This window comes from Chelatococcus reniformis (genome assembly GCF_014640075.1).
In the GTDB taxonomy this organism is placed as follows: Bacteria; Pseudomonadota; Alphaproteobacteria; order Rhizobiales; family Beijerinckiaceae; genus Camelimonas; species Camelimonas reniformis.
In genome coordinates this window covers 205699-232350 of the sequence record NZ_BMGG01000003.1, presented here as the reverse complement: position 1 = coordinate 232350, position 26652 = coordinate 205699, and the positions used below count along the sequence as shown (strand labels likewise).

Genomic DNA, 26652 nt, shown 5'->3' with positions numbered 1-26652 from the left:
CATCGATCGCCAACGGGAGCAATCTTGGCACGGCTCGACCCGACAAATCCTGCGCAATGCGCGGCCTGCGGGATCCGGAGACTCCGTGGCCCGGGTGGCCCAGGCCACGGCGGTTAGAGCATTTCTGTGCTTCTTCGAATCGCCGAAATGCTCTATCTGTTTGATTTATCTAATTTTCTCCACGCGAAGCGGCGTCCACTTCGCTCGGAAACGCTCCAGGGGATGCGTCCTACTGCGACACGGGCTTGGCCGATGCGTCCCAGTCTGAGCCGTTGAAGGTGGCGATGAACAGCTCCGAGAAGGTGTTGTAGTCGGTGGGCGTGATCGCATAGGTCAGGCCGGGCAGCAGGGCCGGCGCCGATACGCCCTTCAGGTTGGTCGCCTGCTTCAGCAGGTTCTCGCGCGTTAGCTCGTCGCCGCACTTCTCCAGGATGCGCGCCATCAGCACGCCCAGCGAGTAGCCCTGAAAGGCGATGTCGTTGTCGGCATCGACGTTGGGCATGGCGGTTTCGCGCAGCGCCTGGAAGGCCTTCACGTCCGGGTCGTTGGCCCAATGCAGGCTGCCGACGTGCTTGATGTAGAGCGTACTGACCACGCCCTTCGCCGTCTCCGGTCCCGCCGCGTTGATGATCGAGCGGCCGGTGGAGGTGCTGACGAGGAGGTGCAGCGGCGCCCAGCCGAGCTCATGCACCTTCTTGAGCGACTGCGACGTCGCTTTGCCGGTGCTGACGTTGTAGAGAACGTCAGCGCCCGACTGTTTCAGCTTGATGATCTGGGAATCGATGGTCGGGTCGGTCAGATCATAGGGCGCCTCGGCGACGATCATGGTGGCGGCCTTGTCGCCCAGCACCTCCCGGAACGCCTTGATGTACTCGCGGCCGAACTCGTCGTTCTGGTACAGGATGGCGATCTTGCCGTCCGGCTTGGTCTCGAGGAGCCAGCGGCCGAGGATGCGACCCTCGGTGTTGTAAAGCGGCAGGCTCGCTGTCGTCCATGGAAACTCTTTCGGATTGTTCCAGCGCGGAGCTCCGGTATTGAGCAGCAGCTGCGGCACCTTCTTGCTGTTCAGATACTTCTGCACCGCCGACTGCGGCGCGGTGCCGAGCGAGCCGAACAGGCCCAGCACTTCGTCCTGCTCGACCAGCCGGCGCGTCGCCTCGACGGCCTTGGGAGCGCTGTAGGCATCGTCGAGCGAAATGAAGTTGATCTTGCGGCCGTTGACGCCGCCCTTGGCGTTCAGCTGCTCGAAATAGGCGGTCTGCGCCCGCCCGATGACGCTGTAGGGCGAGCCGGCGCCGCTATAGGGTATGGTCTGGCCCAGACGGATCTCGGTGTCGCTGGCGCCCGGATCGTAGCGCTTGCCGGCGGCACGGGCGCGCGACACGAACGGGGCCGCCAGTGCCAAGCCGGCCGCGGCCGTGAGGAGGTCACGCCTGTTCATATGTCCTGGTCTCCTTGGAAGTGTTTGATCGTTGCGACGTGTTTGCCTTGAAGCGGCCCGTACGGCAGGGTTGCACCCGCGCGCTGGGGCAAGCAGCGGTTTTTGGCGGCAATCGTGCGGCGCGTCAAACGTCGAGTGGCCCGGCCGGCCAAGCCGAGCCGGGGGTGGGCCCGTCCCGGAACGAGCCCTGCCAATCCCGCCGATCAGGCGCCGCTCGCCTCCAGGAGGGAGATCGGCACCGGCGTCGCGATCAGGCGTTCCAGGCGGAGCCCAGCGGCGGCGAGCAGCGCCGCATATTGCGCCTCCGTCCGCTCGAGGCCGCCGGTCACGGCGAGCATGGTGACGTCGATCATCTTGATCTGGGCCGGCTCGTCGCCGGCGGGCACGATCGTCTCGGCAAGCAGAACCTTGCCGCCCGGTGCCATTGCCCGGCGACAGTTCCGCAGGATCGCTACGGCGCGTTCGTCGTCCCAGTCGTGAATGACCTTCTTCGCGATGTAGACGTCGGCGCCTGGCGGCACGGCATCGAAGAAGTCGCCAGCGATCATTTCAGTGCGTGGCAGGCTGCCGCCGGCGCCGGCCTGCGCGGCGGCGATGCCGGCAGGCTGGTCGAAGAGTACGCCGGACAGATGCGGGTTGCGGGCGAGGATCGCCGCGAGCAGCTGGCCGTGGCCGCCGCCGACGTCGACGACGCGCCCGGCCACCCCGAAATCATAGGCCTCGGCCACGGCTTCATTGGCGCCTTGGCTCAGCGCGACCATGGCCCGCTGAAACAGATGCGCCTCGTCGGGATGGGTGGCCAGCCAGTCGAAGCGGGGCTTGCCGAACACCTTGTCGAACGCGGGCTCCCCGGTTCGAACGGAATGCAGCAACTGCTCGAACGCGAGGTAGGGCTCGGCGTTGATCATCCGGACGAAATCCCTCGGGCCCGAGCCTGTCCCGGCGCTCAGCGCCGCTCCGACGTCGGTCAGCGCGAAGCGCCGCGGCAGGGTCTCCCGAAACACGCCTTCCGCCGCCAGCAGGCGCATCACTCGGTACAAGGCATCAGCGTTTGCGCCGGCGGTGTCGGCCAGCTCCTCGACGGAGCACTCGCCGGACGCGAGCAGGTCGGGGATATTGAGATCGGCGACGACGCGCAACGCCTGGGACACGGCGAAGCCGAACCCGAGCCGCATGATCTGTTGCGATGGGGTCGGCATGCGCCCGTCCTCCACGACCGCATGGAGGTTAACACGAGCGCAGGCGCGGCGCACGCGCCGCGCGCAAGCGGCGTCTGCCGCTCCGGCATGCCGACTGGGCCCGACGGATGCCGGCATCGACGATGCGAGCTGCATCTCGCCCGCCAGGATGAGCGGGACGGAATGGGCGCGTGCCTTCTCGTGAAGCGCGGTCTGCGCCAAGCTGCGCCCGCGCCTATCGCGCCTATGAGGACACTGTCGGCCGGGCTATTGCCACCGCGCCCGTCGTGCGCTGCCGGCTTAGTTGCCTACTTGGGTGCGGCGCCTTTGGCGCCCCACGGCTTCGATCGCTCGGCCCGTATGCGGCCCAACGCTTCCGCGCGCGTGGGGGCGGCAAGTTCGCCCATCTTGGCCGACAGGTTCTTCGTGCGCCTGTTGAATTCCTCGGCTGAAACGGCCTCCGAACGGCCTGTCAGGTGCGCTCTGCTCATCTGAAACTCCATCGCTGCAAAGTTTGCCGTCGGCATGAGGACGAGGCTGCGGCTCGCCCGGTCTCCGCCTTGTCGTCGTGCGACCATCGCCAGCCCACTCTTGGCCGATGATTGCGGTCGCCGCTTCACGATGCCTGAAGGTTCTGCGCCGAACTCTTGCCGGAACGAGCGTCCTCGACAATGTCGAAACTGAACCTCTGACCTTCGCGGATCTCCCGCAGGCCGGCCCGCTCCACTGCCGAAATATGGACGAATATGTCGGAGCCGCCGCTGTCGGGCTGGATGAAGCCGAAGCCTCGGGTGGCGTTAAAGAACTTGACGATGCCGCTGGTCATGGCGATGTCCTTTCAATCGACACGGTGTTCACTGCCCGGCCCTGCGCGGGGCAGCGTCTAATCGATTGAGTCAGGAACGTCCGCTTGGCATCGAAGATGCCAGACAAGGTTCTTCACGCAGTCTCGATTGTACTGAATTGGGAATTTATTTCTGAAAATTCAAGGTTGAACGACAATAGCCTTTTCCAGCACGCCGCGTCCTGTCGAGCAGGGCCCGGGAGGCAGGGCCACAGCGATGAACGCCTCCCGGTTGCGCAACGCTAAGATTGGAGCGCCTGTCTCCGATCGGACGAGCCCGCCAGATCGGAGCGCACGCACGCTGTCCACGACGACCCATGGCCGTCCGGGATGCTCCCTCGTGCGCACAGCGTGCCGCTCGGATCCGTTCGACGTGATCTGCGCTTCGGCCGGAATCAGGCCGGCGCGCCGGGACGGGGAGGGCGTGCTCCGCCTGCCGCACCGGGGCGGCCACGGGCGTCGTTCGCCGGGCGCTTGGGGCCTGCGATCAGTCCTTCGCGGATTGCCTGCTTGCGGGCCAGCTTACGCATGCGGCGAACGGCCTCTGCCTTTTCCCTGACCCTGCGTTCGGACGGCTTCTCGTAGGCCTTGCGCATCTTCATCTCCCGGAAGATGCCCTCGCGCTGCATTTTCTTCTTCAGCACGCGCAGTGCCTGGTCGACGTTGTTCTCTCTTACTAAAACCTGCAATGAGCTTCCGATCGATTGGCGGCCGCAGCCGCAGTGCACGAGCCGCCCAGGATGAGCGGCTGCCACAATCCTATGGGATTTCGGCCCCTAGCACAAATCGGGCCTCCCGGCTGCCGGCTGGCGTCACCGGCCGGGCTCCCGCGCCCGCCCCGCATGCGGGCGGCGATGACGGCGCTCGGCTTTGGCAGGCGCGCCAGGCTCGACGATTCCCGGCGGGTCGCGCTGCCGCGGGCGGCGCGGCGATGATGATCGCGGTCCACGCCGTGGCGCAGGGCCGCGGGTCGCCGCACGCCAGGAGTGCTGCCGGCCGCCGGTGAGATTCGATGTCCGGACGTCGAAGCCCCGGCCATTGAAGTAAGATATCGCGCAGGCGCGATCGCTCGAATTGGAATTCGTCCGAGGACAGGATCGCAATGTTCGGAAGAATAAGAACAAAACTTCGTTGCCGCGCCAAGCAGTGTGAATCGGCGATCGACGTACAAGGGGCGCCGGGTCCCATGACGACCGCCTTCATCCCGGGTCTTCGCCGGGCCTCGCCCCGGACCGCTGACGGCCGCCTCCTGATGCTAAGTACCCGCTTGACAAGGACGGCATCATCTTCAAGCTCGCCTGCGATGAGGAACGCGGGACCACCGGCGCACGAGTAAGCCAACAGACGGGCCCAGTCTGCATGCGCGCGTGCCGAATGTTGAGCGGCGCGGTCGCGGGGTTGCGCCTGAATGGGCCGGCGACGACGACGAGTTGAGGGCGATGGTGGACGCGGGCGGTGCCGTGGCCCATCCCAGATGGACTTGACTAGGAAAGCGGAGCTCGCTCGACGCATCCGCAACAAGACGGCCGACGCGGCGGGCCGAATAAAAGCATCGGGAGGTGCCGAAATGGCGTCGGTCAAGATCGTCAATGTCCGAAAATCCTTCGGCGCGCATCCCGTTATCAAGGGCGTGAGTGTCGACATCGAGGACGGCGAGTTCGTGGTGCTGGTGGGGCCTTCGGGATGTGGGAAGTCGACGCTCCTGCGAATGATCGCGGGTCTTGAAAACATCACCGGCGGGCAGATCCTGATCGGCAATCGCGTCATCAACGAGATGCCGCCGAAGGAACGGGACATCGCCATGGTGTTCCAGAACTATGCGCTCTATCCCCACATGACGGTCGCTGCGAACATGGGCTTCTCGCTCAAACTGCGGCATGCGCCGAAGGAGGAGATCGCGGCCCGGGTCGAGCGCGCGGCGGAGATCCTCAGCCTGTCCCACCTCCTCGGCCGGTATCCGCGCCAGCTCTCGGGCGGCCAGCGCCAACGCGTCGCCATGGGCCGCGCCATCGTGCGCGACCCGCAGGTGTTTCTGTTCGACGAGCCCCTGTCCAACCTCGACGCCAAGCTTCGCGTGCAGATGCGGACGGAAATCAAGGAGCTGCATCAGCGGCTAGAGACCACCACGGTCTATGTCACCCACGATCAGATCGAGGCCATGACCATGGCCGACAAGATCGTCGTCATGCACGACGGCCTCGTCGAGCAGATTGGCGCGCCGCTCGACCTCTACGACAAGCCGGCCAATCAGTTCGTTGCCGGCTTCATCGGCTCGCCTGCCATGAATTTCATCAAGGGCCGGGTGCGGTTCGGCGATCGCCCGCGGGTAGAGACCGACAGCGGCGTGTCGATGCCGCTCGCCGGGACGGCCGGGGTCGAGGACGGCCAGCCGGTGGTCTATGGGCTGCGGCCCGAGCATGTCCGGCTCGATCGTGCGGGCGTGCCGGCACAGGTGGTGGTCACCGAACCGACCGGCTCGGAGATTCACGTCGTAGCGCGGCTCGGCGAGGCGGGAGGAGGCCGAAACGGAACCGGGCAGGAGATCAACTGCCTCTTCCGCGAGCGGCTCTCCTTCACTCCCGGCGAGACGATCCGCATCGCGCCGCAGCCGGCCTTGGCGCATCTGTTCGAGGAGGACACGGGGCGGCGCATCTGAATCAAACGAAGGCGAGCGCGATGGAGGCGGCGGCAATCGTCGGGCGCACCACGGCATCGTCGCATGGGAGGACACGATGACCATCTCGAAACGTGAGTTGTTGCTGGGCGGTGCGAGCCTCGCGGTCGGAAGCCTGGCGCTACCCTTCGCGGGCGGCACGCCCGCCCTTGCCCAAGCCATTCCGAAATTCGAACCGGAGGCCGGAGCTAGCCTGCGCCTGTTGCGCTGGGCGCCCTTCGTCAAGGGCGAGGAGGATGCCTGGCTCGCCAACACCAAGAAGTTCAGCGAAGCCACCGGCGTCGAGGTGCGAATTGACAAGGAGAGCTGGGAGGATATCCGGCCGAAGGCGGCGGTGGCCTCGAGCGTCGGCTCCGGCCCGGACATCGTCTGGGTCTGGTTCGACGACGCCCAGCAGTATCCCGACAAGCTGCTCGACGTCACCGACCTCGCCAAGGCGCTGAGCGCCGCCTACGGCGGCTACTACCCCGGCAACGAAGTCTACGCCAAGGTGAAGGACCGCTTCGTCGGGCTGCCGCTCGCCACCATCGGCAATGCCGTGGTCTACCGCGAGAGTTGGGTGAAGCAGGCCGGCTTCAGCGAGTTCCCCAAAGACACCAAGGGCCTGCTCGAGCTTGGCAAGGCCTTGAAGGGGATCAACCATCCGATGGGCTTCACGCTCGGCCACGGCGTCGGGGATGGCAACAATTTCTGCCACTGGGTGCTGTGGAGCCATGGCGGCAGAATGGTGGACGAGAACGGGAAGGCCGTCATCAACTCGCCGGAGACGGTCGAGGCCCTGCGCTATGTGGCAGAGCTGTATAAGACCTTCATCCCAGGGACGGAGAGCTGGCTCGACGTGAACAACAACCGTGCCTTCATCGCCGGAGATCTGGCTGTGACGGCGAACGGTGTCTCAATCTATTATGCGGCCGCGAACGATCCCAAGCTCGCGGAGATGGCAGCGGACATGAGATCGACCAATTTTCCCATCGGCCCGGCCGGCAAACCGGTGGAACTGCATCAGACCACCACGGCCTGCATCTTCAAGTACACGAAGTTTCCAAAGGCGGCGCAGGCCTATCTCTCCTTCATGTTCGACGCGCCGCAGTACAACGCCTGGCTCACGGGCGCGAGCGCCTATTGCTGTCAGACGCTCAAGGCCTTCGCCAGCAATCCGGTGTGGACATCCAAGCCCATCCACGCCGCCTACGCCAAGGCCTCCGACACGCTGCGGCCGAACGGCTATGCCGGGCCGCTGGGCCCTCAGTCGGCGGCGGCGATGGCGGACTGGATCGTGGTGGACATGGTGGCGGAAGCCGCCACCGGCCAGCGCGCACCGCAGGAGGCGGCCAAGCGCGCCCAGACGCGGGCGGAGCGCGTGTACCGCTGAGCCGAGCCTGGCGCCGGTGCTCCCCGCGACGGAGGGGGGTGACCGGCCAAGGCCGGTACCGTGTCGTCGCGCCCCTCCGAGATGGCCCCCCCGAGGCCTTCCATCCCCGGCGCGGGCATGAACGAGCAAGCTTCGGAGACCCATTTCATGGCCAACGCCGCAATGGCTGAGCCGACGGTGCGGCCCCGGTCCTTCTGGGCCGGCATCGGCCAGGGGCGCCACGTGCTCGGCATCGTCTTCATGCTGCCGGCCGCGATCTTTCTTCTGTTCTTTCTCACCTATCCGCTCGGGCTGGGGGTCTGGCTCGGCTTTACGGACGCGCGGATCGGGCGGCCGGGCATCTTCATCGGCCTTGAGAATTACGAGCTCCTGTGGGGCGACAGCCTGTTCTGGCTGGTGGTGTTCAACACGGTCCTCTACACCACCGTGGCGTCGGTGCTGAAGTTCGGCCTCGGCCTGTGGCTCGCGCTGCTGCTGAACCAGAGCCTGCCGTTCAAGTCATTCTTCCGCGCCGTGGTGCTGTTGCCGTGGGTCGTGCCCACGGTGCTGTCGGCCATCGCCTTCTGGTGGATCTTCGACAGCCAGTATTCAATCATCTCCTGGGCGCTCATCAAACTCGGGCTGATCTCCGCGCCGATCAACTTCCTCGGCGACGTGGCCAACGCGCGGGCCTCGGTGATCGCCGCCAACGTGTGGCGCGGCATCCCCTTCGTTGCCATCTCGTTGCTGGCCGGCTTGCAGACCATCTCGCCGTCGCTGCACGAGGCCGCCACCTTGGACGGGGCCACGTCCTGGCAGCGCTTCCGCTTCATCACCCTGCCGCTGCTGACGCCGATCATCGCCGTGGTGATGACCTTCTCGGTGCTGTTCACCTTCACCGATTTCCAGCTCATCTACGTGCTCACCCGCGGTGGCCCGCTCAACTCCACGCACCTCATGGCGACCCTGTCGTTCCAGCGGGCCATTCCCGGTGGCCAACTGGGGGAGGGCGCGGCCATCGCCGTGGCGATGATCCCGTTCCTGCTCTCAGCGATCCTGTTCAGCTATTTCGGCCTGCAGCGCCGCAAGTGGCAGCAGGGGGGCGCGGACTGATGGGCGCGCACCGCGCCGACCCCGTAGTGGCGAGGATTTGCCGATGACCCGGGCCTCCGACGAGATGACCGACCATTCCTCGGGCATGAGCTATCTCAACAGCCTGCCGCGGCGGCTCGTCACCACCATCCTGCCGCTGCTGGTGTTCGTCTTCGTGCTGCTGTTCCCGTTCTACTGGATGGCGATCACTGCCATCAAACCCAACTTCCAGCTCACCGATTACAACAACTACTCGCCGTTGTGGGTGGTTCAGCCGACTCTCGATCACATCAATTATCTTTTGTTCCAGACGTCCTATCCTAGCTGGCTTTGGAACACGATCTATATCTCGGTGGCCGCCACCTTCATCTCGCTTGTCACCTCGGTGTTCGCCGCTTATGCCATCGAGCGCTTGCGCTTCACCGGCTCGCGCTGGGTGGGCCTCGCCATTTTCCTCGCCTATCTGGTACCCCCGTCGATCCTGTTCATTCCGCTCGCGATCTTAGTGTTCGGGATCGGCATCTACGACACCAAGCTCGCCCTCATTCTCATCTATCCCACCTTCCTAGTGCCATTCGCCACCTGGCTGCTGATGGGCTATTTTCGCTCCATCCCCTTCGAGCTCGAGGAATGCGCGCTCGTGGACGGCGCCTCCCGCTGGCAGATCCTCGTCAAGGTGTTGCTGCCGCTCTCGGTGCCGGGACTGATCTCGGCCGGGATCTTCTGCTTCACCCTGTCCTGGAACGAGTTCATCTATGCGCTGACGTTCATCCAGTCGTCGGAGAACAAGACGGTGCCGGTCGGCGTCCTCACCGAGCTCGTGCGTTCCGACGTCTACGAGTGGGGGGCCCTGATGGCGGGCGCCCTGATCGGCTCGCTGCCGGTGGTGATCCTCTATTCGTTCTTCGTGGACTACTACGTCTCGTCCATGACCGGGGCGGTGAAGGAGTGACCGATGGTCGGGCTTGACCCGACCATCGATCGACTTGAAAGCCCGTACCCGCCGCCGGGGCCCAAACGACGGATCCCTGTGCCGCGCTACGAGCGCGGGATGGATGCCTTAACCGAAGATCATCCCGCGCCGAGGGGCCTGCCGCTCACGCCTTGATGGCGAGCCGCCCCATGTAGTCGCGCTTGCCCAGCGGCACGCCGCGGTGGCGCAGGATGTCGTAGGCCGTGGTCGCGTGGAAATAGAAGTTGGGCAACGAGAACGACAGGATGAAGTCCCGCGCCACGAACGGGATCTGGCGGCCGCCGACGGTGAAGACGAGGTCGCCACCTTCCAGCTTGTCGATCTCGTCCGGGCTCACCTCGCCCAGCACTTTGTGGGTCTCGGCGACCAGCTGCTGGAGGCCGGCATAGTCGTGCGGCGCAGTGTCGGGCGGCGGCGTGAACACACCCTTACGCAGGCCCTCGACGGCGCCGAGCGAATGGTGCACCACGGAGATGAGCTGGAAGCGGAGCGGGTACATGTCATCATAGAGACGCGTGGTGACGAGATCCTGCGGGTCGATGCCCTTCTCGGCGCAGAAAGCGGCTCCTTTCGCCAGACAATCGCGAACAGCCGCGGTCGTCTGCAGGTAGCGCCCGATGCTGACGTCGTAGAATGAAATGCTCATGTCCGATCCTCCCAAGGTGTCTGTTGCTGTCCTGATGGAGCTTAGCGGCGGCCGGCGCCATCAGCAAAGTTAGCCCCCTGCGGCCTTGGCGGCAGCGGGGATGCGGTAGAGCCGCCCCGTCGCCTCCAGGTCGTCCCGCGTCCAGGGAGCGCCGACGCCGTCGATCATCCAACCCAGAACGGCCCAGAGATCGGCATCGAGTGTGGTTTCCTCCACCGGCTCCAGGGCATCGACGACGGCGTAGATCTCGACTCCCGCCGGAAACGGCTCGCCGCTGCGGCCGATGAACACGAAGGCATAGGCGAGCCCCGACGGCGCGGTGACGAAGCCCGGTTCGGCAAGGCCGATGCGGTCGAGGTCGAAGCTCTTGGCGAAGAAGGCGCGGAATTCCGGGTAATGGCCGACACGATCCTCGGCGAGAGCGAAGGCCAGCCGCTTGCCGGCGAGATCGGGCTTGGCGGCGATGGTGACGGAGGCGGTCATCGGCTCACGCTCCCTTGCGATCGAGGCCGTCGACGAAGTCGACGATGAGGCTGGCGATCTCAGGGCCGGAATCCTCCTGGAGGAAGTGGCGGCCGGTCACCAGGTGCGGCCCTTCCGCCTGGGGCAGCAGCCGTTTGAACCGGTCCGCGAAGGTCGCGTGATCGAAGACGTCGTCCTCGCGCCCCCAGATGATCGTCGCCGGCCATTGCGCCTTGGCGAGCTCCCGCTCCAGCCAGACGAAGCGGTCGTGGGCCCGAGCTTCGGCGTCGAGCGGGATCCACCGCGGCCAGGCCCAGGTGAGCAGCCGCGTGGCGGGGTCGGGCAACGTCGCCTCGTACACGGCCTGCGCGCGTTCGCGGTAGCGCTCGCGGTCGACCACCGAGAGATACATGCCGCGGCCGGTCAGGCCATTGTACTTGCCGAAGATGTAGGGCCCGACGAGCGGTGCGTGCGACATGCGCCAGGGAAAGATGCGCGTGTGGAACTCGGCCGGCGTCGGCCAGGCCCAGGTGCTCATGATGACCAGCGCGCGCACGCGCTCGGGATTGGCGAGCGCGAAAGACAGGCCCGTGGGGCCGCCCCAGTCGTGCACGACGAGGGTGATGCGCCGAAGGTCGAGCCGGCGCACGAGCGCGGTCAGATTGGCCGCGTGGCCGTCGAGACTGTGAGCCTGCTCGCGCGTCGGCTTCTCGGACAGACCGAAGCCGATCATATCGGGGACGATGACGCGGCGGCCGGAGGCCACGATGGGGCCGACGAACTCGCGATAGATGTAGCCCCAGGTCGGATTGCCGTGCAGCAGCAGAACGGGGTCGCCGGCACCCTCGTCGATGTAATGCATGCGCCAGCCGTTCACGCGCGCGAAGCGCGGCGCATAGGGCCACGCCGCGCGGGCGGCCTCCGGCAATACGGACTGCGCCTGGTTCATCATCATTCCCCCCGGTGCGATGCATCTCGTGTGAACTGGCCCGCCGGCTCGAGCATGGCCAGTGCCGGTCGCAGCATGCCCTCGAGCAGATCGCGTTCCGGCCGTGCCCGCGCCAGCACCCGGATGCCGAGATGGACACCGAGCAGCAGGCGCGCCAGATCGTCGGCCGGTTGCGCCGTCGAGATGCTGCCGTCCTTCTGGCCGGCCGTGACGCAGCGGCGGAAGAAGGCCTCGATCTCGGCCAGAACGCCGGCGATCAGACGTTGGAATTCATCATCGTGCGGCGCGACTTCGAGCGCCGAGTTGATCAGCAGGCAACCCTTGCGATCGCTGTCGGCGAGCGAGACGGCGATGATCTCGGCGAAGAAGGCCTCTATGGCCGCCCGCCCCGGCAGGCGATGCTCAAACCGCCTTGCGCGGGCGCCGAAGCTGCTGGTGACGTAGCTCGCGAGCGCACGCCCGAACAACGCGCGCTTGTCGCCGAAAGCGTTGTAGAGGCTGGCGCCGGTCATGCCCATGCGGGCCGACAGGTCGCGCACCGACGTCGCCTCGTAGCCCCGCGACCAGAAGCACTGGATGGCGGCATCGAGCGCTACTGTTTCGTCGAATGCTCTCGGCCTCGCCATCGTCCGCCGCGTCGGTGCTGCCCCTTGCGGGTTTTATATCGATCGATCTAAAACGCAAGCGTCAGGGCGCCTCGGCGCGGGAGTGAACAACATGACCGATCGAGCTGTCGCCGCATCTGCGCCAGCATCGCCTCCTGCGCGCGCCGATGCATCCTCGCGTCCCCGCGGGCTCGCCTGGGCGGCCATCGCCCTGGCGATCTTTTCCGGCTGGTTCGTGGTCACTCGCCTGGGCCTCGCCCGGCAGGTGGATGTCATGGACGTCATTGCGCTCCGCTTCGCGGGCGGTGCTCTGCTGCTGGGCCCGCTGCTGCTCGGCCGCTCCTACCGGCTGCCGCCGCGCGCCTGGCGACAGGGGCTCGTCCTGTCGCTGTTCTGGGGCGTGCCGTTCGCGCTCCTGGTCAGCGTCGGGCTAAAGCTCACGTCGGCGGCAACGGCCGCGTCGATCACGCCGACGATGACCGCCTTGTTCACCGGCCTCGTCGCGTGGCTCACGCTGGGCGAAGTGCCAAGCCGGTGGCGCCTGTTCGGCTACGCTTGCATCGTCGCCGGTGTCGTGGGCCTCGTCGTCAGCGAGGTGCCGGCGAATGGGCGCATCGATCCGCTCGGCGTGGCGGCGCTGGTCGGCGCATCGGCCCTTTGGGCGATGTACACGGCGCGATTCCGGGCCGGCACCCTCAGCGGTGTGCAGGCCGTGGCCCTGGTCTCGATCATTTCGTGCGCCGCCTTCCTGCCCTTCTATGTCGGCTTGGGCCTCAGCGGCCTCGGCGCTCTGTCGTTTTCCGAACTCGCCCTGCACGCCCTCTACCAGGGCGTCCTGATGAGCGTGGTGGCGATGGTGGCCTACAATCGCGCCGTGGCGCTGCTGGGTGCGGGCGGCGCCGCGGCTGTCATGGCGCTTGTGCCGGTCATGGCGACCGCGGCGGCCGTGCCGGTCCTGGGCGAGGTGCCGACGCTCGGGACCGCGCTGGCCATCTGCGTCATTGCTCCCGGCGTCGTGCTGGCGCTGGCGGCGCCGGCCCGCCGAGCCGTGCGGGCGCCGACGGGTCCGCATCGGCCTTGAGCTCCTCGCAGCGCGGACGTTCGCGGCCGTGCCATACACGCGATGCGATCCACGGATCGCTTGCCAGGGATCGCTTGCGACGCGGGGATGACCGTGTCGGCGCGATCTGCCGTTCTATGATCTTTTGCGCCTCGCCCGCATCCACGCCAAGCGCTGGTCGGTCCGTCCTTCTGGACCGGCAGCCGCCTCAGGCCCACTCGCCTTTGCGGAACACGGGCACCCGCCGGCCGTCGGCATGGACGCCGTCGATGTCGACCTCGCCCGAGCCGATCATCCAGTCGATGTGGATCAGGCTCTTGTTGCCGCCCTGGGCCGCGATCTGATCCGGCGTCAGCTCGGCGCCCCCGAGGAAGCATTTGGAGTAGCATTGGCCGAGGGCGATGTGGCAGGCGGCGTTCTCGTCGAACAGGGTGTTGAAGAACAGCAGGCCGCTCTTGGAGATCGGCGAGGAGTGGGGCACCAGCGCCACCTCGCCCAGCCGCCGGGCGCCCTCGTCGGTGTCGAGCACCTTGTTCAGCACCTCCTCGCCACGCGCCGCCTTGGCCTCGACGATGCGGCCGCCCTCGAAGCGCACGGCGATCTTGTCGATCAGCGTGCCCTGGTACGACAGCGGCTTGGTGCTGCTGACGTGGCCCTCGACCCGCCGCGCGTGCGGTGTGGTGAAGACCTCCTCGGTCGGGATGTTGGGGTTGCAGGTGATGCCGTTCTTGGCGATCGAGGCTCCGCCCTGCCATTCGTGGCCGTCGGCGAGGCCGACGGTGAGCTCCGTGCCCGGGCCGGAGAAGTGCAGGGCGCCGAAGCGCTGGCCGTTGAGCCAGGCGGTGCGCCGGGCGAGCACCGCGTTGTGCTCCGCCCAGGCGGCCACGGGATCGCTGGCGTCGACGCGCGATGCGGCGAAGATCGCGTCGGCGAGCTTGGTCACCGCGACATCTTCGGCATCCTCCGGGAACACCTGCCGCGCCCAGGATGCGCCCGGGAAGGCGACGATGTTCCAGTTGATGTCGAAGCCGGCGATTTTTTCCAGCGCCGGCTGGTAGGCGACCGAGTTGGCCTTGTTGGCGCGCGCCACCTTCGCCGCATCCTCGCCGGCGAGCAGCATGGGATTGTCGCCGACGATGGCAAGGCGCGCGGTGTTGGCCGAGAAGGCCTTGGCAATCCCGTCGTAGAGCCAGCCTGCGGCGCGGTCGAAGCCGAGGTCCGGGCCGAAGCGGTAGCGCGCCAGCGTGATCTCCTCGTCCGAGAGCAACGGCGTCACCAGCCCGGCGCCGGCTTTGTAGGCGTGCTCCGCGATGCGCCTCACCAGGGGCAGGGCCGCGACCGGCGCCGTCAGGAACAGGTCCTGTCCCGGCTGGAGCCGAAGGCCGACGCGCACGGCGACTTCGGCCAAGCGGTCGAGTTTCACCGGATCGATCGCTGCGGGGAGGGGGCGCTGAATGGTCATGGGCCTGCCTGAACGCGTTGGAAAGCCCGATTCATAGCGCGACGAGGCCGCCCTCACCACCGCTCGTGGGTGCATCTTGTCCGGGCCGCTGTGGAGGAAGTCCTCAGCTCCCGGCCGGGATATAGAGGCAGATTGTGCCGGCAGTGGGTATGCCGCCCAGCGAGCAGCGGTGGAAGCGGCCGTCACCGGATGGCTTGACGCGGCGGTCGCTGGCCGGAATGGTCTCGCCCGATGCCTTGATGCGCCATCCGCCGGGCACGACTTCGATGTCATCGGAGCTGATCTGATAGCAATCGGTGCCCGAGCAGCACTCGTATCCGTAGGTCCAGCCTGACGGAGCCTCATGAGCTCGGGCTGGCAACACGGCGCACAGCGCCAAGACCGCCATGATCAGGCGTTGCACCATGATAGTAAACTAGGAGCCAAGACAGTCCGGGCATAGAGCGGCCGCGGGTAAAATCTGTGCACCTGCTGTGCGCTTCGGCATCTCATCGACAGACGCCGACGATCCGGCAGAGCTTCAGATGTGATCGCCCGGTGCGGAATCTGCACCGCATCGGCTGAAATCGATGACGCGGCAGCCGGCGGCTGCGCGCAATGCGAGCATCGCCGTTTCGACGTATTGCCCAATAAATAGGCAGATGCGCCGTCACGTCTTCGTGCGACCTTGCCCCGACACCTGTCGCCCCTACCGTCCCTCGAGCGTTTTCGAGCGAAGTGGACGCCGGTTCGCGTTAAGAAAACGCGACAAATCAAGCAGATAGAGCATTTCGGCGATTCGAAGAAACGCGGAAATGCTCTAACGTGCGCCGGGCGGCGGCCGCCCGCCGGGCTCAGGGGGCAAGGCGCGCCTGGTGGATCGCCAGATGCGCATAAGCGGCGGCGAGCAGCGGTGTGGCCACGCCGGCGCGCGTGCCGCGCGCCAGGAGGTCGCCGACGATCTGGTCCGCCTCGATAGGGCTGCCGTTGACGAGATCGCGGTACATGGACGAGGTGAGGGGCGAGCCCTTGGCGGTGAGCTGGCCGCGCACCTGCGCCAAAAACGCTTCGCTCGGGCCTATGCCCGCGGTACCGATCACGGCTGCCACCTCATCGATCAGTTGCTCGGCGCAGGCGCGCCCGCCGGGCGCGGCCTCGACCTCGCCGACGGTCCCGCGCATAAGGCAGGTGATGGCGCCGAGGGAGGAGAGGAACGCCCATTTCTCCCACATTTCACGCTCGATCGCCATGGACAGGCGAGCATCGAAGCCGGCGCCCTGCATGAAGGCGTCGAGTGCACTGATGCGCGGCGAGATGCTGCCGTCCAGCTCGCCGTAGCTGATGTCATGAAAAGGCGCGAGGTGCATGATGCGTCCATGTGGATCGAGCGTGGAGGCGATGCGGGCGACGCCGCCGACGAGCCGGCCGGCGCCGAAGCGTTCGGCCAGCACATCCATGTGGCGCATGCCGTTGAGCACCGGCACGATCATCGTCTGCGGCCCGACCGCGGGCGCAAGGTCGTTGAGCGCAGTCTCGAGCGCATAGGCCTTGACCGCCAGCAGCACCACGTCGAACGGCACATCGAGCGTGTCGGCCGTGATCAGCTTGGGCTGGAGCGAGAGGTTTCCGCGCGGGCTGATCACTTCGAGCCCCTGTGCGGCGAGCTTGGCCGCCCGTTGCGGCCGGACCAGGAAGGTAACCTCGCGTCCGGCCGCCGCGAGGCGGCCGCCGAAATAGCCACCGGTTGATCCGGCACCCACAACCAGCATGCGCATGGCTCTCTCCTCGGCGTGTTTCGTGTAGCCACACTGTCTCATGCGCGGCCGACCGGTGAAAGCGCGCCGGCGCGGTGGGCGCATTCCGAGATCGCGCTTCCGCGGCAACGCTGCCGCTTCAGGCGGGGTTTTCCAATACCTCGGTTCGTGCAACTCTAGGTAATGTAACCGTCGGCGGTGCGCCGGAGCGCGAGACGATGGCGTTGGGGCCTCTCGACACTGTTGAAACGGCCTTCATCAGGGCGGCGATCGACCCATCCTACTGGAACGAGGCGATGGACGTCGGGGCGCGCGCCGTCAGCGCCTTCGGGTCGGCGCTCTTCGCCATCGGTGGGCGGCTGCCGAACTCGCCGCACAGCGCGTCCCTGATCCCCTCGTTCGAGAGCTACGTCCGCGATGGATGGATCTCCCGCGATGAGCGCGACCGGGCGTGGCCCGCCTTCTCGCGGCGCGGCGTGGGCACCGATCTCGATTTCTGCTCGCCGGAGCAGATGGCCCGTCACCCCTACTATCAGGAGTTCCTGGCGCCGCATGGCCTGCGCTGGTGGGCGGGCGTGCGGATGGCGTCCGGCGATACCGAGTTGTGCTGGGCTCTGCAACGAACGGTCGGCCAGGGGCCGTTCGTCGACGATGAGGTGCGGGCGCTTGCCGGCCTGTCGCGCCGGTTGTCGGGTCCCTTCGCGCTCGCGCAGGCTCTCGGCTTCGGTCGGGCGGACGCGGCGCTCGCGTCGTTCCAGGCGAGCGGCACCGCGGTGGCGCTGCTCGACCGTTTTGCCGAGGTGCTGGGGATCAACGAGGCGGCGCGGGCGCTGCTCGGCCGCGACCTGCAGATCAGCCACAAGCGGCTGACCTCGGCCGACCGGGACGCCACCGTGGCCTTGGATCGCGCCCTGCAGGCGCTGCTCTGGGCGCCGGGCGCCACGGTATCGATGCCGCCCGTTGTCCTGCCACGTATGGATCGGCGGCCGCTGCTGGCGCATCCGATGCGGCTGCCTGGCCTCTGCGTGGACATGCTGGCGCCATGCCAGGCCGTGGTCGTCATCATCGATCTCGAGGCCCACCCGCGTCCCTCGCAAGCCGCCTTGCGCCGATCATTCGGCTTGACCCCGGCCGAAGCCCGCCTCGCGGCGCAGGTCGCGTCCGGCCAGGCGCCTGCCGTCGCCGCGGACGCCCTGGGCGTCTCCTACGAGACCGTCCGCAATCAGCTGAAGGCGATCTTCGCCAAGACGGATACGCACCGCCAGGCGGAGCTCGTCGCGCTGCTGGCCCAGTTCCTGAACGAAACGCCCTAGGCCGGGCGCCGGCTGTCGTTGTCGGGGGCTTCCATGGGCCTTGCCCGCGCGGCGGCGAGACGGGCGCCAACTGGCATGCGCGGGCCACTGCGTCGTCAGTTGCCCATCGCGCACGCCCTTGGGGTCGGGCATCGGCCCGACCAGAAGGCGCGAGGCTTGCCTTGGCAAGACTCACATCGGGCTTCTTCGCCAGCGAACGGCCGGATACGCTCAGGATGTGGCGGTCTCACTCGGGCGAGCGCTGTCCCGCCCCCGCCCGTTCATCCACCGTCATGATTGCGATGTGCCTTGCCGACGCTCCACCTCCCAAATGGGGGATGCGCCGCATGATCCCGACCCTTTAGGTTAGTTCGGCCCGCGGCACCGCCGCGGGTGAGCGATCAGATCCGCCATTGCGGGTGAGGGCGGGGGCGTTCACCGGTCGCTGGCTCGGCTCGGCCTTACGGGCTCGGCCGGCGGCCGGTGAGCTTCGCGCGCGCCGGACGCCGGCCTTCACCATGCCCGCCATGACCTGGGCCATGACCTCGGCGACGACAGCTGCGCCGCGTGGGTTCATGGTCCGGTGCGAGACGATCGACCTCAGCCTTCGAGCGCCCGCAGCCGGCCGGCTAAAATGTGCGGGCGTTTGCGGCCTGGAGCAGGTTGATCAATATTCTAATTACCTTGCTCTAAGGCATTGTTCTTAGCTCTATTTTTTGTCCAAGGAACCCGTGTTCGCCTTTTTGATCATGCTCTACGCTATCGTCGCCGCGCGGATCAGCTGTTGCATGGCCGCTTTGAACTCGGCCGGATTGCCCCCCGCCTCGATGGCGATGGCGGCGCGATCGAACGCCGCCGACAGCAGTACGACAAGGGCCTGGATCGGCAGATCGCTCGCGCCGGACTCGGCCGCGGCGGCCTCCAAGCCCTCGCGCAGGGTCCGGGCGGCGTTGGCGTCGTCCAGATCGCTAACCTCGGCGGCGCCGAGCACCGCCGGGCCGTCGGTGAGCAGCAGGCGCGTTCGGCCGGGCACAGTCATGGCCTCGAGGTAGGCGACGCTGCCCGCCAGCATGGCGTCGCCCGCCGGCGAGTCGGCCGCCGCTGCGGTCTCGATGGCGTCGGCGACGGCGATCGCCTCCTGGTTGGCCACCGCGCGGAAGAGCGCGCGCTTGTCCTCGAAGTGATGGTACAGCGCGCCGCGCGTCACGCCCGCCGCGGCCACGATCTCCGGCGTCGACGTTCCCGCATAGCCTTTCTCCACGAAGAGCGCCCGCGCCGCGGCGACGAGGGCGGCGCGCGTGGCATCGCTCCGCTCGCGGTTGGGGCGTGGCCGTAGTCTTTCTTGCATGCATGCCGCCTGTATGTTTATATGAACAGATACATACAGACAGTGTGTACGCCAAAATATGGAGAAGTGCCATGAAGATCACCAGCTACTACCCCGTGGTCATGACGCGTGACGTCGTCGGCACCGCGGCCTTCTACAGCGCGCACTTCGCATTCGTGCCCCTGTTTTCCAGCGATTGGTACGTCCACCTCCAGGCGCGCGACGACGCGAGCGTCAACCTCGCGGTGCTCGACGGCGCTCATCAGACGGTTCCGGAGGCCGCCCGCGGCCAGGTGGCTGGGCTTATCCTCAACTTCGAGGTGGAGGATCCGGACGCGGCCTACGACGATCTGCGGGCGGCGGGGCTGCCCATGCTCGTGCCCTTGCGTGACGAGCCCTTCGGCCAGCGCCACTTCATCACCGCCGATCCCAATGGCGTGCTCATCGACGTGATCAAGCCGATCCCGCCGAGCGCCGAGTTTGCGGCGCAGTACGAAGCCTTGTCTTTGCCGGTGGATCAGTGATCCGGGTGTGCGGCTGCGCGCGCGTTGCCCCGGGTTGACCGGGATCCAATCTGCACCGCTCGCACGATCCCGCCTCGGAAATTTTATCATTTCGGGCGCGCCGACCCTGTATCAGCGCCGCGGTAGCACCCCGTTCAGGAACAGCCCGACAGCCTTGACCAGGCGCTCGTCCACACCCGCGTCGAGCGGGTCGGCGCAATAGCCGTTGTGGCGTGACACGGGGCCGAGGATCAGGCTGAGGAAGAGGTCGGCGGCCAGTGCGGGGTCGTCGATACGGATCAGGCCGCGCGAGGCGACGCTGCTCAGCATGCGCGCCATCGCGCCCACGGCCTTCAACCATCCTTCCTCGAAGGCAAGTTGTGTCAGCTCCGGAAAATGTGGGGCCTGGGCCGACAGGATGCGGCTGAGGGCGATCGATCCCGGCGTCGAGGACAGCGCGACCATCTGCCGGGCCACATCCACCAACATGGCCTCCAGCGCCACCGGGTCGCGCACGTCGACCTGCGTCTGCGCGGAGGCGGACAGGGGCACCAGCCAGCGCTCGATCTGCCGCCTGAGCACGGCCGCGAACAACTCGCGCTTGTCGCGGTAGCGCGCATAGACCGTGGGCTTGCTGACCCGGGCCGCCTCCGCCAGGGCGTCGATCGAGGTGGCCTCGAAGCCGCGTTCCATGAACAGGCTTGTGGCGATCTCGATCAGCCGCGCGTCCCGTTCGGCAGCTTCCGCACGCGTGGGCCGTCCGCCCCTCCGATAGGAGGACTCAACGGCCGTCGCTTCGCGCACCGACATTCCCGGCTCCTTGCCAAATCGCGTCGACGTCATTATTAAACCAAACCGTATCGTTTAATAAACCCGGGATATCGCCGCAGCGTGTGCCGCGGCGGCGGGGTCCGGGAGTCGCCCGTATCATTTCGCGCTTCGGGAGCCTTGCTTGTCCAGCCGTCTGATCGCCGTCCTGTTGATCGCTGCTGCGGCGGTGGGCGCGGGCTACTATTGGCTTCGCAGCAGCGCGCATCCGCCGCCCGCGCAGGCGTCTGTCGCCTTGCCGCCGCCGGAGGTGAACGTGCTGACGGCACAGGCCGAGGTCGTTCCGCTGACGACCGTGTATGCCGGCCGCGTCGCCGGCTTCCGCGACGTGGAGATCAGGGCCCAGGTCGGCGGCTTCCTGCTGAAGCGCGAGTTCGTCGAGGGTGCGCCGGTCAAACAGGGGCAGGTGCTCTTCCAGATCGATCCCAAGCCGTACCAGGCCGCGCTCGACCGGGCGAATGCGCAGGTGGCACAGGCTCAGGCCGCGCTTCGCCAGACAGCGGACACGCTGCGTCGGAACGAGGAGTTGCTGCGCCGGCAGGTCGCCTCCGACAAGCAGCGCGACGATGCGCTCGCGGCCCGCGACCAGGCGCAGGCCAGCGTCCAACTCGCCCAGGCCGAGGCCGACACCGCCAAGCTGAACCTGGGCTACACGACGATCCGCTCGCCCGTATCGGGCAACACGCGGCTCGTGTCGCCGCCGGAAGGCACGCTCGTGCAGGCGCAGCAGACGCTGCTCACCACCGTCACCGTGCTCGATCCGGCCTATGTGAACTTCTCGTTCACGGACGCCGAGTTCCAGGCCTTTCAAACCCTGAATGCGCGTCTGGCCAAGCCGATCACGTCGAACGACGTATCCGTCGAGCTCCGCTTCGGCGATGGCACTGTGTATCCTCGGGCGGGACGGCTGGACGTGTCCGCGAGCCTGGTCAGCGAGGAGACCGGCACGATCCGCGCGCGAGCCATCTTTGCCAATCCCGACGGGCGTCTGCTCCCCGGCCAGTTCGTTCGCGTCGCCGTCAAGGGCGTGGCGCTTCCCGGCGCCATCGCCATTCCCAAGCAGGCGGTGTCCCAAGGCCCGCAGGGCCCGTTCGTCTATGTCGTGGACGACGGCGGCAATGCGGTCCCCCAGCCCGTCAAGCTCGCCAATGATCTCGGCGAGCGCTGGGTGGTCGAGGACGGGCTGAAGCCGGGCGACCGGGTCATCGTCGACGGCATCATGCGCGTTCGCCCCGGCAACCCGGTCAAAGCAGTCGCATTGGACGCGCCGCGCCAGGCCGCCGCCGGCCCGGCAGCGGAGCGGGCCGCCGATCGCGGCACCGCCAAGGCTCCTTCGGCCACGGACGCGCGCTGATGTTCTCGAAATTCTTCATCGACCGCCCGATCTTCGCATCGGTCCTGTCGATCGTCATCGTGCTGGCGGGCCTGGTCGCCATGCGCGCACTGCCCATCGCACAATATCCGGAGATCGTGCCGCCCGAGGTCACCATCTCGGCGACCTATCCGGGAGCCACCGCCCAGACGATCTCCGAGACCGTCGCCGCCCCCATCGAGCAGCAGGTCAACGGCGTCGAGGACATGATCTACATGCGCTCGACGGCGACGGGCACCGGCGCCATGAACATGTCGGTGTATTTCCAGATCGGGACCAATCCGGACCAGGCGACGATCAACGTCAACAACCGCGTGCAGCGCGCCGTGGCGCTGCTGCCCCAGGAGGTGCAGCGCCAGGGCGTGACCGTCACCAAGCGGTCGAGCTCGATCCTCGAGGTGCTGGCGCTCTCGTCCAAGAGCGGGCGCTACGACGCGATCTTCATGTCCAACTACGCCCTCATCAACATCATCGACGAGCTGCGTCGCACACCCGGCGTAGGCGATGCGACGCTGTTCGGGCAGTCGGACTATTCCATGCGAATCTGGCTGCGTCCGGACAAGGTAGCGCAGTACAACCTCTCGCCCGGCGACATCGCTGCGGCGATCCGCGAGCAGAACTCCCAGTTCGCCGCCGGCCGTTTCGGCGAGGAGCCGATGGGCACGGCGCAGCCCTTCACCTACTCGGTGACGACGCCCGGCCGCCTCGCCGATCCGCGCGAGTTCGAGAACATCATCATCCGCTCCGACGAGACCGGTGGGGCGCTGCGTCTGAAGGACGTCGCTCGCATCGAGCTCGGCGCGCTCACCTACGGCCTGAAGGCGACGCTGAACGGCGCCCCCACCGTTCCCATCGCCATCTACCTTCAGCCCGGGGCCAACGCCCTCCAGGTCTCGGCGGCCGTCGAAGCGACCATGGAGCGCCTGGCCAAGCGCTTTCCCGAAGGCCTCGAGTATTCGGTGCCGTTCAACCCGACGCGCTTCATCGAGGTCTCCATCGAGGAGGTGGTGCACACCTTCATCGAGGCTATCGTGCTGGTCGTCGTGGTGGTGTTCCTGTTCCTGCAAAACTGGCGGGCCACCCTGATCCCGGTGGTGGCGGTGCCGGTGTCGCTGATCGGCACCTTCGCCGGCATGTATCTGCTCGGCTTCTCGATCAACCTGCTGACGCTGTTCGGCATGGTGCTGGCCATCGGCATCGTCGTCGACGACGCCATCGTGGTGCTCGAAAATGTCGAGCGCATCATGTCGAACGAGCACAAGAGCCCGCGCGAGGCCGCGATCCAGGCCATGGGCGAGGTCAGCGGCCCGGTCGTCGCCATCGTGCTGGTACTGTGCGCGGTGTTCATCCCGGTGTCGTTCCTGGGCGGCCTGGCCGGCCAGCTCTACCGGCAGTTCGCGGTGACGATCGCCGTGTCGGTGGTGATCTCGGGCGTGGTCGCGCTGACCCTGACACCCGCCCTGTGCGCGCTGCTCCTCAAGCCGGGCCACAGCGAGCCATGGCTGCCGTTTCGCTGGTTCAACCGCGGTTTCGATGCCCTGACGCGCGGCTATACGCACGGCGTGCGCTTCTTCCTCAAGAACGCGGCGCTGGCGCTGGTCCTCATCGCGGCGATGCTCGGCGTCACCTGGATGCTGTTCCAGCGCGTGCCCGGCAGCCTCGTGCCGAACGAGGACCAGGGCTACGTCTTCCTGGTCACCATGCTGCCACCGGCGGCCTCGCTCGACCGCACGGTGGCGACCAACACGGTGATCAGCGACAACGTCGGCGCCAACCCGGCGGTCAAGGACCTGCTCATGCTGTCGGGCTTCGACTTTCTGTCGGGCGCCCTGAAGACCAACGGCGGCGTCGCCTTCCTGAACTTGAAGGATTGGTCGGAGCGCACGGCGCCCGACCAGGATGCCCGCGTCCTCGCAGGCGCGCTCGGCGCCGTGAACGGCAAGTTCAAGGACGGGGTCATGCTGGGCTTCAACCCGCCGCCGATCCAGGGCATCAGCACCACGGGCGGCTTCGAGTTCTACTTGCAGGACCGCACCGGCGGCACGCTCGATCAGCTGGCGGCGGCCGCCCAGAAGGTGGTCGCCGCCGCCGGCCAGCGCCCCGAGCTGAGCGGCGTCAGCACGACCTTCAGCACCGCCGTTCCGCAGTACAGGATCGACGTCGACAAGGAGAAGGCCAAGGCGATCGGCGTTCCGATCTCGTCGATATTCGAGACCATGCAGAGCACCTTCGGCAGCCTCTACGTCAACGACTTCACGCTGTTCGGCCGGACCTATCGCGTCAGCTTGTCGTCGGAGGACAATTTCCGCGAGAAGCCGGACGATCTGCAATATGTGTTCGTGCGTGCGGCGAGCGGCGCCATGGTGCCGCTGAGCGCGCTGGTCTCGGTGGTGCGCACCCTCGGCCCGGACGTCGTCGACCGCTTCAATGTCTTCCCGGCCGCCAAGGTCCTTGGCAATCCCGCTCCCGGCTATTCGTCCGGGCAGGCCATCGCCGCCATTCAGGACGTCGTCGCCAAGACGCTCGGCAACGACTACACCATCGGCTGGACCGGCTCCGCCTATCAGGAGCTGGCGACCGCGGGCAGCGGCAACCTGGGCTTCGTCTTCGGCCTGATCATGGTCTTCCTGATCCTGGCCGCCCAGTACGAGCGCTGGACGCTGCCCCTGGCGGTCGTGCTGGCGGTGCCCTTCGCCCTGTTCGGGGCCATCGTCGCCATCGCGCTGCGCGGCATCGAGAATGACGTCTACTTCCAGATCGGTCTCGTCACGCTGATCGGGCTGGCTGCCAAGAACGCCATCCTGATCGTCGAGTTCGCCGCCGAGCAGCGCCGGGCGGGGCTGTCGGCCTTCGATGCAGCGCTCAAGGCGGCGCGCCTGCGCTTCCGGCCCATCATCATGACGTCGCTCGCCTTCATCCTCGGCGTGGTGCCGCTGGCCATCAGCACCGGCGCCGGCTCGGCGAGCCGCCATTCGATCGGCACCGGGGTCATCGGCGGCATGCTGGCCGCGACGTTCATCGCCATCTTCTTCATCCCGTTGTTCTTCCGTCTCCTCTCGGGGCGGCGCGACGGACAGGCGGCCGCAGCGGCCGAGCCGCCTCCGACGGGCGCGGAGGGACACGCGGCGACGCCGAGCCGACCGTAGAAGGGCGGCCATATCCCTCGAGTTCGCCAGCCTTCGGGCTGGCGATGCGGCCGGTCCGAGGGTTAAACGCCCCCCAACCCTCGGACCGGCCGTCCATAGTGGGGCTTTTCGGCTGACACGGGCCAGACATGCGCGAGGTGAGGGTCTCGGGGCGACATGGGGCGGCTGCCGCCGCTATATTGACCCCCAGCGATCGCCGAAGGAGCCCGCCATGGCCGACCCCAGCACACCCACCTGGTTCATCACCGGCTGCTCCACCGGCTTCGGCCGCGAGCTCGCCAAGCTGGTGCTGGCGCGCGGCTGGAACGCCGTGGTGAGCGCGCGCAGCCTCGACCGTGTCGCCGACATTGGCGCGGGCGCCGGCGATCGGGCGCTGCCGCTCGCCCTCGATGTGACTGTGCCGGACCAGATCACCAGCGCGGTCGCGGCGGCCGAGGGGCGCTTCGGCGCCATCGACGTGCTCGTCAACAATGCCGGCTATGGCTACCAGGCAGCCGCCGAGGAGGGCGTGGATGCCGAGATCCGCGCGTTGTTCGAGGCCAACGTCTTCGGCCTGTTCGCCCTGACGCGCGCGGTGCTGCCGGGCATGCGGGCCCGCCGCAAGGGCCATATCCTCAACATCAGCTCCATCGGCGGCCTCATCGGCTTCCCGGCCTCGTCCTATTATTCGGCGACGAAGCACGCGGTCGAGGGCTTCTCGGAGGCGCTCGCGGCGGAGGTCGGCCCGCTGGGCATCAAGGTCATCGCCGTCGAGCCCGGCCCGTTCCGCACCGATTGGGCGGGTCGCTCGCTCAGGCAGACCCCGGTCACGAGCCCCGATTACGCCGGGACGGCGGGCGCGCGCATGCAGCAGGTGAGCGGCCTCAGCGGCACCCAGGTGGGCGATCCGGTCCGCGCCGGCGAGGCGATGATCAAGGCGGTGGAGGCGGAGGTGGCGCCGCGCCATCTGGTGCTCGGCGCCTTCGGCTATGACGTGGTGACCAAGAAGCTGGCCGAGCGCCTGGGGCAGATCCAGGCCTGGCGTGACGTAGCGCTGTCGGCGGATTTCCCGCCGGGCGAAGGGTAGGCCGCGACGCCCCCGCCGGCGCTTGATCCGCCGGCGGCCCCGCACCATCTGCGCCGGGCGCCATTGCGATGCGCGGAGGCCAGCAGATGTCGAGCATGTACGAACTGTCCGTCCCCGTGCTGATCCGCGGGCTCGGCGTCCTCTCGCACTACATGGTCCGGGCGGCCGCCTTCGCCGAGACGCGCGGCATCGACCCGGCGGAGCTGGCCGACGCGCGCCTGGCGGCCGACATGCTGCCGCTCACCGGGCAGATCCAACGCGCCAGCGATACCGCCAAGAACGGCGTCGCCCGGTTGACGGGCACCCAGGCGCCGAGCTTTGCCGACACCGAGACGACGCTCGCCGAGCTGAAGGAACGGCTCGACAAGACCATCGCCTATCTGGAGACGCTGACGCCCGAGCAGTTCGCCGGCGCCGACGAGCGCAGCATCGCCCTGCCGTTTCGCAACGTCAGCGCCGCCATGCCGGGGCGCGCCTACCTCACCCAGTTCATGCTGCCCAACTTCTTCTTCCACGTGGCGACGGCGCACGGCATCCTGCGCCAGCGCGGTCTCGACATCGGCAAGACGGACTACCTGGGCGGCTTCTAGAGTGTTTCTTCGAATCGCCCCGAAAGGGGACCGCGCCGGCCTCCGCAAGCAACTGATT

General features: G+C 67.3%; 25 protein-coding genes. 11 read left to right on the top strand and 14 right to left on the bottom strand.

The genetic code is table 11. From position 1 onward, the window contains the following. Nucleotides 1-229: 229 nt before the first annotated feature. The 5 genes from IEW34_RS09210 to rpsU form a co-directional block, all read right to left on the bottom strand. The gene (locus IEW34_RS09210; RefSeq protein WP_188608877.1) at nucleotides 230-1441 is read right to left on the bottom strand and encodes an ABC transporter substrate-binding protein; all 1212 of its coding nucleotides are present in this window, start codon (nucleotides 1439-1441) and stop codon (nucleotides 230-232) included. 203 nt (nucleotides 1442-1644) lie between these two features. Continuing rightward, nucleotides 1645-2616: a methyltransferase gene (locus tag IEW34_RS09205; RefSeq protein ID WP_444542159.1), complete on the bottom strand. Its 972-nt coding sequence runs from the start codon at nucleotides 2614-2616 to the stop codon at nucleotides 1645-1647. Nucleotides 2617-2927: 311 nt separating this feature from the next. Then, entirely contained in the window at nucleotides 2928-3110 is a 183-nt protein-coding gene (locus IEW34_RS09200; protein ID WP_188608876.1) for a hypothetical protein, read from the bottom strand. 125 nt (nucleotides 3111-3235) lie between these two features. Next, nucleotides 3236-3445: a cold-shock protein gene (locus tag IEW34_RS09195; protein WP_188608875.1), complete on the bottom strand. Its 210-nt coding sequence runs from the start codon at nucleotides 3443-3445 to the stop codon at nucleotides 3236-3238. A 413-nt stretch (nucleotides 3446-3858) separates the two neighbouring features. Next, nucleotides 3859-4152, bottom strand: coding sequence for a 30S ribosomal protein S21 (rpsU, locus tag IEW34_RS09190; protein WP_188608874.1), 294 nt, complete (start codon nucleotides 4150-4152; stop codon nucleotides 3859-3861). 878 nt (nucleotides 4153-5030) lie between these two features. On the opposite strand from rpsU, the gene IEW34_RS09185 reads away from it, so the two are divergent. The 4 genes from IEW34_RS09185 (at nucleotide 5031) to IEW34_RS09170 (ending at nucleotide 9532) form a co-directional block, all read left to right on the top strand. Next, nucleotides 5031-6119, top strand: coding sequence for an ABC transporter ATP-binding protein (locus IEW34_RS09185; RefSeq protein ID WP_188608873.1), 1089 nt, complete (start codon nucleotides 5031-5033; stop codon nucleotides 6117-6119). 76 nt (nucleotides 6120-6195) lie between these two features. Then, nucleotides 6196-7509 carry an ABC transporter substrate-binding protein gene (locus tag IEW34_RS09180; protein WP_188608872.1) on the top strand — a complete coding sequence of 438 codons (1314 nt, stop codon included), beginning with the start codon at nucleotides 6196-6198 and terminating at the stop codon, nucleotides 7507-7509. Nucleotides 7510-7671: 162 nt separating this feature from the next. After that, complete coding sequence (locus tag IEW34_RS09175; protein WP_188609229.1) at nucleotides 7672-8601, top strand: carbohydrate ABC transporter permease; 930 nt, start codon at nucleotides 7672-7674, stop codon at nucleotides 8599-8601. A gap of 43 nt (nucleotides 8602-8644) precedes the next feature. Continuing rightward, on the top strand, nucleotides 8645-9532 hold the full coding sequence (locus tag IEW34_RS09170; RefSeq protein WP_188608871.1) for a carbohydrate ABC transporter permease: 888 nt from the start codon (nucleotides 8645-8647) through the stop codon (nucleotides 9530-9532). 145 nt (nucleotides 9533-9677) lie between these two features. On the opposite strand, the gene IEW34_RS09165 is transcribed toward IEW34_RS09170, so the two are convergent. The 4 genes from IEW34_RS09165 to IEW34_RS09150 form a co-directional block, all read right to left on the bottom strand. Then, nucleotides 9678-10199 (bottom strand): DUF1993 domain-containing protein, encoded by a 522-nt coding sequence (locus IEW34_RS09165; RefSeq protein ID WP_188608870.1) that lies wholly within the window; start codon nucleotides 10197-10199, stop codon nucleotides 9678-9680. A 69-nt stretch (nucleotides 10200-10268) separates the two neighbouring features. Next, complete coding sequence (locus tag IEW34_RS09160; RefSeq protein ID WP_188608869.1) at nucleotides 10269-10682, bottom strand: hypothetical protein; 414 nt, start codon at nucleotides 10680-10682, stop codon at nucleotides 10269-10271. A gap of 4 nt (nucleotides 10683-10686) precedes the next feature. After that, nucleotides 10687-11610: an alpha/beta fold hydrolase gene (locus IEW34_RS09155; RefSeq protein WP_188608868.1), complete on the bottom strand. Its 924-nt coding sequence runs from the start codon at nucleotides 11608-11610 to the stop codon at nucleotides 10687-10689. Nucleotides 11611-11612: 2 nt separating this feature from the next. Further along, nucleotides 11613-12236, bottom strand: coding sequence for a TetR/AcrR family transcriptional regulator (locus tag IEW34_RS09150; protein ID WP_188608867.1), 624 nt, complete (start codon nucleotides 12234-12236; stop codon nucleotides 11613-11615). Nucleotides 12237-12327: 91 nt separating this feature from the next. On the opposite strand from IEW34_RS09150, the gene IEW34_RS09145 reads away from it, so the two are divergent. Continuing rightward, on the top strand, nucleotides 12328-13296 hold the full coding sequence (locus IEW34_RS09145; protein WP_188608866.1) for a DMT family transporter: 969 nt from the start codon (nucleotides 12328-12330) through the stop codon (nucleotides 13294-13296). A gap of 187 nt (nucleotides 13297-13483) precedes the next feature. Here IEW34_RS09145 and IEW34_RS09140 read toward each other — a convergent pair whose 3' ends face one another. The 3 genes from IEW34_RS09140 to panE form a co-directional block, all read right to left on the bottom strand. Continuing rightward, the gene (locus IEW34_RS09140) at nucleotides 13484-14737 is read right to left on the bottom strand and encodes an aminopeptidase (RefSeq protein WP_188608865.1); all 1254 of its coding nucleotides are present in this window, start codon (nucleotides 14735-14737) and stop codon (nucleotides 13484-13486) included. A gap of 103 nt (nucleotides 14738-14840) precedes the next feature. Beyond that, complete coding sequence (locus IEW34_RS09135; protein WP_188608864.1) at nucleotides 14841-15143, bottom strand: hypothetical protein; 303 nt, start codon at nucleotides 15141-15143, stop codon at nucleotides 14841-14843. A 427-nt stretch (nucleotides 15144-15570) separates the two neighbouring features. Next, entirely contained in the window at nucleotides 15571-16491 is a 921-nt protein-coding gene (gene panE, locus IEW34_RS09130; RefSeq protein WP_188608863.1) for a 2-dehydropantoate 2-reductase, read from the bottom strand. A 197-nt stretch (nucleotides 16492-16688) separates the two neighbouring features. Between panE and IEW34_RS09125 the strand changes: the two genes are divergently transcribed. Continuing rightward, nucleotides 16689-17783: a helix-turn-helix transcriptional regulator gene (locus tag IEW34_RS09125; protein WP_188608862.1), complete on the top strand. Its 1095-nt coding sequence runs from the start codon at nucleotides 16689-16691 to the stop codon at nucleotides 17781-17783. Nucleotides 17784-18516: 733 nt separating this feature from the next. Here the strand turns inward: IEW34_RS09125 and IEW34_RS09120 are convergent. Continuing rightward, entirely contained in the window at nucleotides 18517-19110 is a 594-nt protein-coding gene (locus IEW34_RS09120; RefSeq protein ID WP_188608861.1) for a TetR/AcrR family transcriptional regulator, read from the bottom strand. A 71-nt stretch (nucleotides 19111-19181) separates the two neighbouring features. Between IEW34_RS09120 and IEW34_RS09115 the strand changes: the two genes are divergently transcribed. Continuing rightward, complete coding sequence (locus IEW34_RS09115) at nucleotides 19182-19613, top strand: VOC family protein (protein WP_188608860.1); 432 nt, start codon at nucleotides 19182-19184, stop codon at nucleotides 19611-19613. A gap of 111 nt (nucleotides 19614-19724) precedes the next feature. On the opposite strand, the gene IEW34_RS09110 is transcribed toward IEW34_RS09115, so the two are convergent. Further along, nucleotides 19725-20402 (bottom strand): TetR/AcrR family transcriptional regulator, encoded by a 678-nt coding sequence (locus tag IEW34_RS09110; protein WP_188608859.1) that lies wholly within the window; start codon nucleotides 20400-20402, stop codon nucleotides 19725-19727. Between the two features lie 142 nt (nucleotides 20403-20544). On the opposite strand from IEW34_RS09110, the gene IEW34_RS09105 reads away from it, so the two are divergent. The 4 genes from IEW34_RS09105 (at nucleotide 20545) to IEW34_RS09090 (ending at nucleotide 26594) form a co-directional block, all read left to right on the top strand. After that, nucleotides 20545-21774: an efflux RND transporter periplasmic adaptor subunit gene (locus tag IEW34_RS09105; protein ID WP_188608858.1), complete on the top strand. Its 1230-nt coding sequence runs from the start codon at nucleotides 20545-20547 to the stop codon at nucleotides 21772-21774. Next, nucleotides 21774-24938: an efflux RND transporter permease subunit gene (locus tag IEW34_RS09100; protein ID WP_188608857.1), complete on the top strand. Its 3165-nt coding sequence runs from the start codon at nucleotides 21774-21776 to the stop codon at nucleotides 24936-24938. The genes IEW34_RS09105 and IEW34_RS09100 overlap by 1 nt, the downstream gene beginning before the upstream one ends. A gap of 211 nt (nucleotides 24939-25149) precedes the next feature. Further along, nucleotides 25150-26004: an oxidoreductase gene (locus IEW34_RS09095; protein ID WP_188608856.1), complete on the top strand. Its 855-nt coding sequence runs from the start codon at nucleotides 25150-25152 to the stop codon at nucleotides 26002-26004. A gap of 86 nt (nucleotides 26005-26090) precedes the next feature. Further along, entirely contained in the window at nucleotides 26091-26594 is a 504-nt protein-coding gene (locus IEW34_RS09090; RefSeq protein ID WP_188608855.1) for a DUF1993 domain-containing protein, read from the top strand. Nucleotides 26595-26652: the final 58 nt, after the last annotated feature.

What these genes read in the sequence shown, in the direction of transcription:
- IEW34_RS09090 (WP_188608855.1), top strand. Translation starts at nt 26,091, where the DNA reads ATGTCGAGCATGTACGAACTGTCCGTCCCCGTGCTGATCCGCGGGCTC.
- IEW34_RS09185 (WP_188608873.1), top strand. Translation starts at nt 5,031, where the DNA reads ATGGCGTCGGTCAAGATCGTCAATGTCCGAAAATCCTTCGGCGCGCAT.
- IEW34_RS09155 (WP_188608868.1), bottom strand. Translation starts at nt 11,610, where the DNA reads ATGAACCAGGCGCAGTCCGTATTGCCGGAGGCCGCCCGCGCGGCGTGG.
- panE (WP_188608863.1), bottom strand. Translation starts at nt 16,491, where the DNA reads ATGCGCATGCTGGTTGTGGGTGCCGGATCAACCGGTGGCTATTTCGGC.
- IEW34_RS09170 (WP_188608871.1), top strand. Translation starts at nt 8,645, where the DNA reads ATGACCCGGGCCTCCGACGAGATGACCGACCATTCCTCGGGCATGAGC.
- IEW34_RS09205 (WP_444542159.1), bottom strand. Translation starts at nt 2,616, where the DNA reads ATGCGGCTCGGGTTCGGCTTCGCCGTGTCCCAGGCGTTGCGCGTCGTC.
- IEW34_RS09095 (WP_188608856.1), top strand. Translation starts at nt 25,150, where the DNA reads ATGGCCGACCCCAGCACACCCACCTGGTTCATCACCGGCTGCTCCACC.
- IEW34_RS09210 (WP_188608877.1), bottom strand. Translation starts at nt 1,441, where the DNA reads ATGAACAGGCGTGACCTCCTCACGGCCGCGGCCGGCTTGGCACTGGCG.
- IEW34_RS09110 (WP_188608859.1), bottom strand. Translation starts at nt 20,402, where the DNA reads ATGTCGGTGCGCGAAGCGACGGCCGTTGAGTCCTCCTATCGGAGGGGC.
- IEW34_RS09165 (WP_188608870.1), bottom strand. Translation starts at nt 10,199, where the DNA reads ATGAGCATTTCATTCTACGACGTCAGCATCGGGCGCTACCTGCAGACG.
- IEW34_RS09115 (WP_188608860.1), top strand. Translation starts at nt 19,182, where the DNA reads ATGAAGATCACCAGCTACTACCCCGTGGTCATGACGCGTGACGTCGTC.
- IEW34_RS09100 (WP_188608857.1), top strand. Translation starts at nt 21,774, where the DNA reads ATGTTCTCGAAATTCTTCATCGACCGCCCGATCTTCGCATCGGTCCTG.
- IEW34_RS09160 (WP_188608869.1), bottom strand. Translation starts at nt 10,682, where the DNA reads ATGACCGCCTCCGTCACCATCGCCGCCAAGCCCGATCTCGCCGGCAAG.
- IEW34_RS09195 (WP_188608875.1), bottom strand. Translation starts at nt 3,445, where the DNA reads ATGACCAGCGGCATCGTCAAGTTCTTTAACGCCACCCGAGGCTTCGGC.
- IEW34_RS09150 (WP_188608867.1), bottom strand. Translation starts at nt 12,236, where the DNA reads ATGGCGAGGCCGAGAGCATTCGACGAAACAGTAGCGCTCGATGCCGCC.
- IEW34_RS09200 (WP_188608876.1), bottom strand. Translation starts at nt 3,110, where the DNA reads ATGAGCAGAGCGCACCTGACAGGCCGTTCGGAGGCCGTTTCAGCCGAG.
- IEW34_RS09135 (WP_188608864.1), bottom strand. Translation starts at nt 15,143, where the DNA reads ATGGTGCAACGCCTGATCATGGCGGTCTTGGCGCTGTGCGCCGTGTTG.
- IEW34_RS09175 (WP_188609229.1), top strand. Translation starts at nt 7,672, where the DNA reads ATGGCTGAGCCGACGGTGCGGCCCCGGTCCTTCTGGGCCGGCATCGGC.
- IEW34_RS09145 (WP_188608866.1), top strand. Translation starts at nt 12,328, where the DNA reads ATGACCGATCGAGCTGTCGCCGCATCTGCGCCAGCATCGCCTCCTGCG.
- IEW34_RS09140 (WP_188608865.1), bottom strand. Translation starts at nt 14,737, where the DNA reads ATGACCATTCAGCGCCCCCTCCCCGCAGCGATCGATCCGGTGAAACTC.
- IEW34_RS09120 (WP_188608861.1), bottom strand. Translation starts at nt 19,110, where the DNA reads ATGCAAGAAAGACTACGGCCACGCCCCAACCGCGAGCGGAGCGATGCC.
- IEW34_RS09125 (WP_188608862.1), top strand. Translation starts at nt 16,689, where the DNA reads ATGGCGTTGGGGCCTCTCGACACTGTTGAAACGGCCTTCATCAGGGCG.
- IEW34_RS09180 (WP_188608872.1), top strand. Translation starts at nt 6,196, where the DNA reads ATGACCATCTCGAAACGTGAGTTGTTGCTGGGCGGTGCGAGCCTCGCG.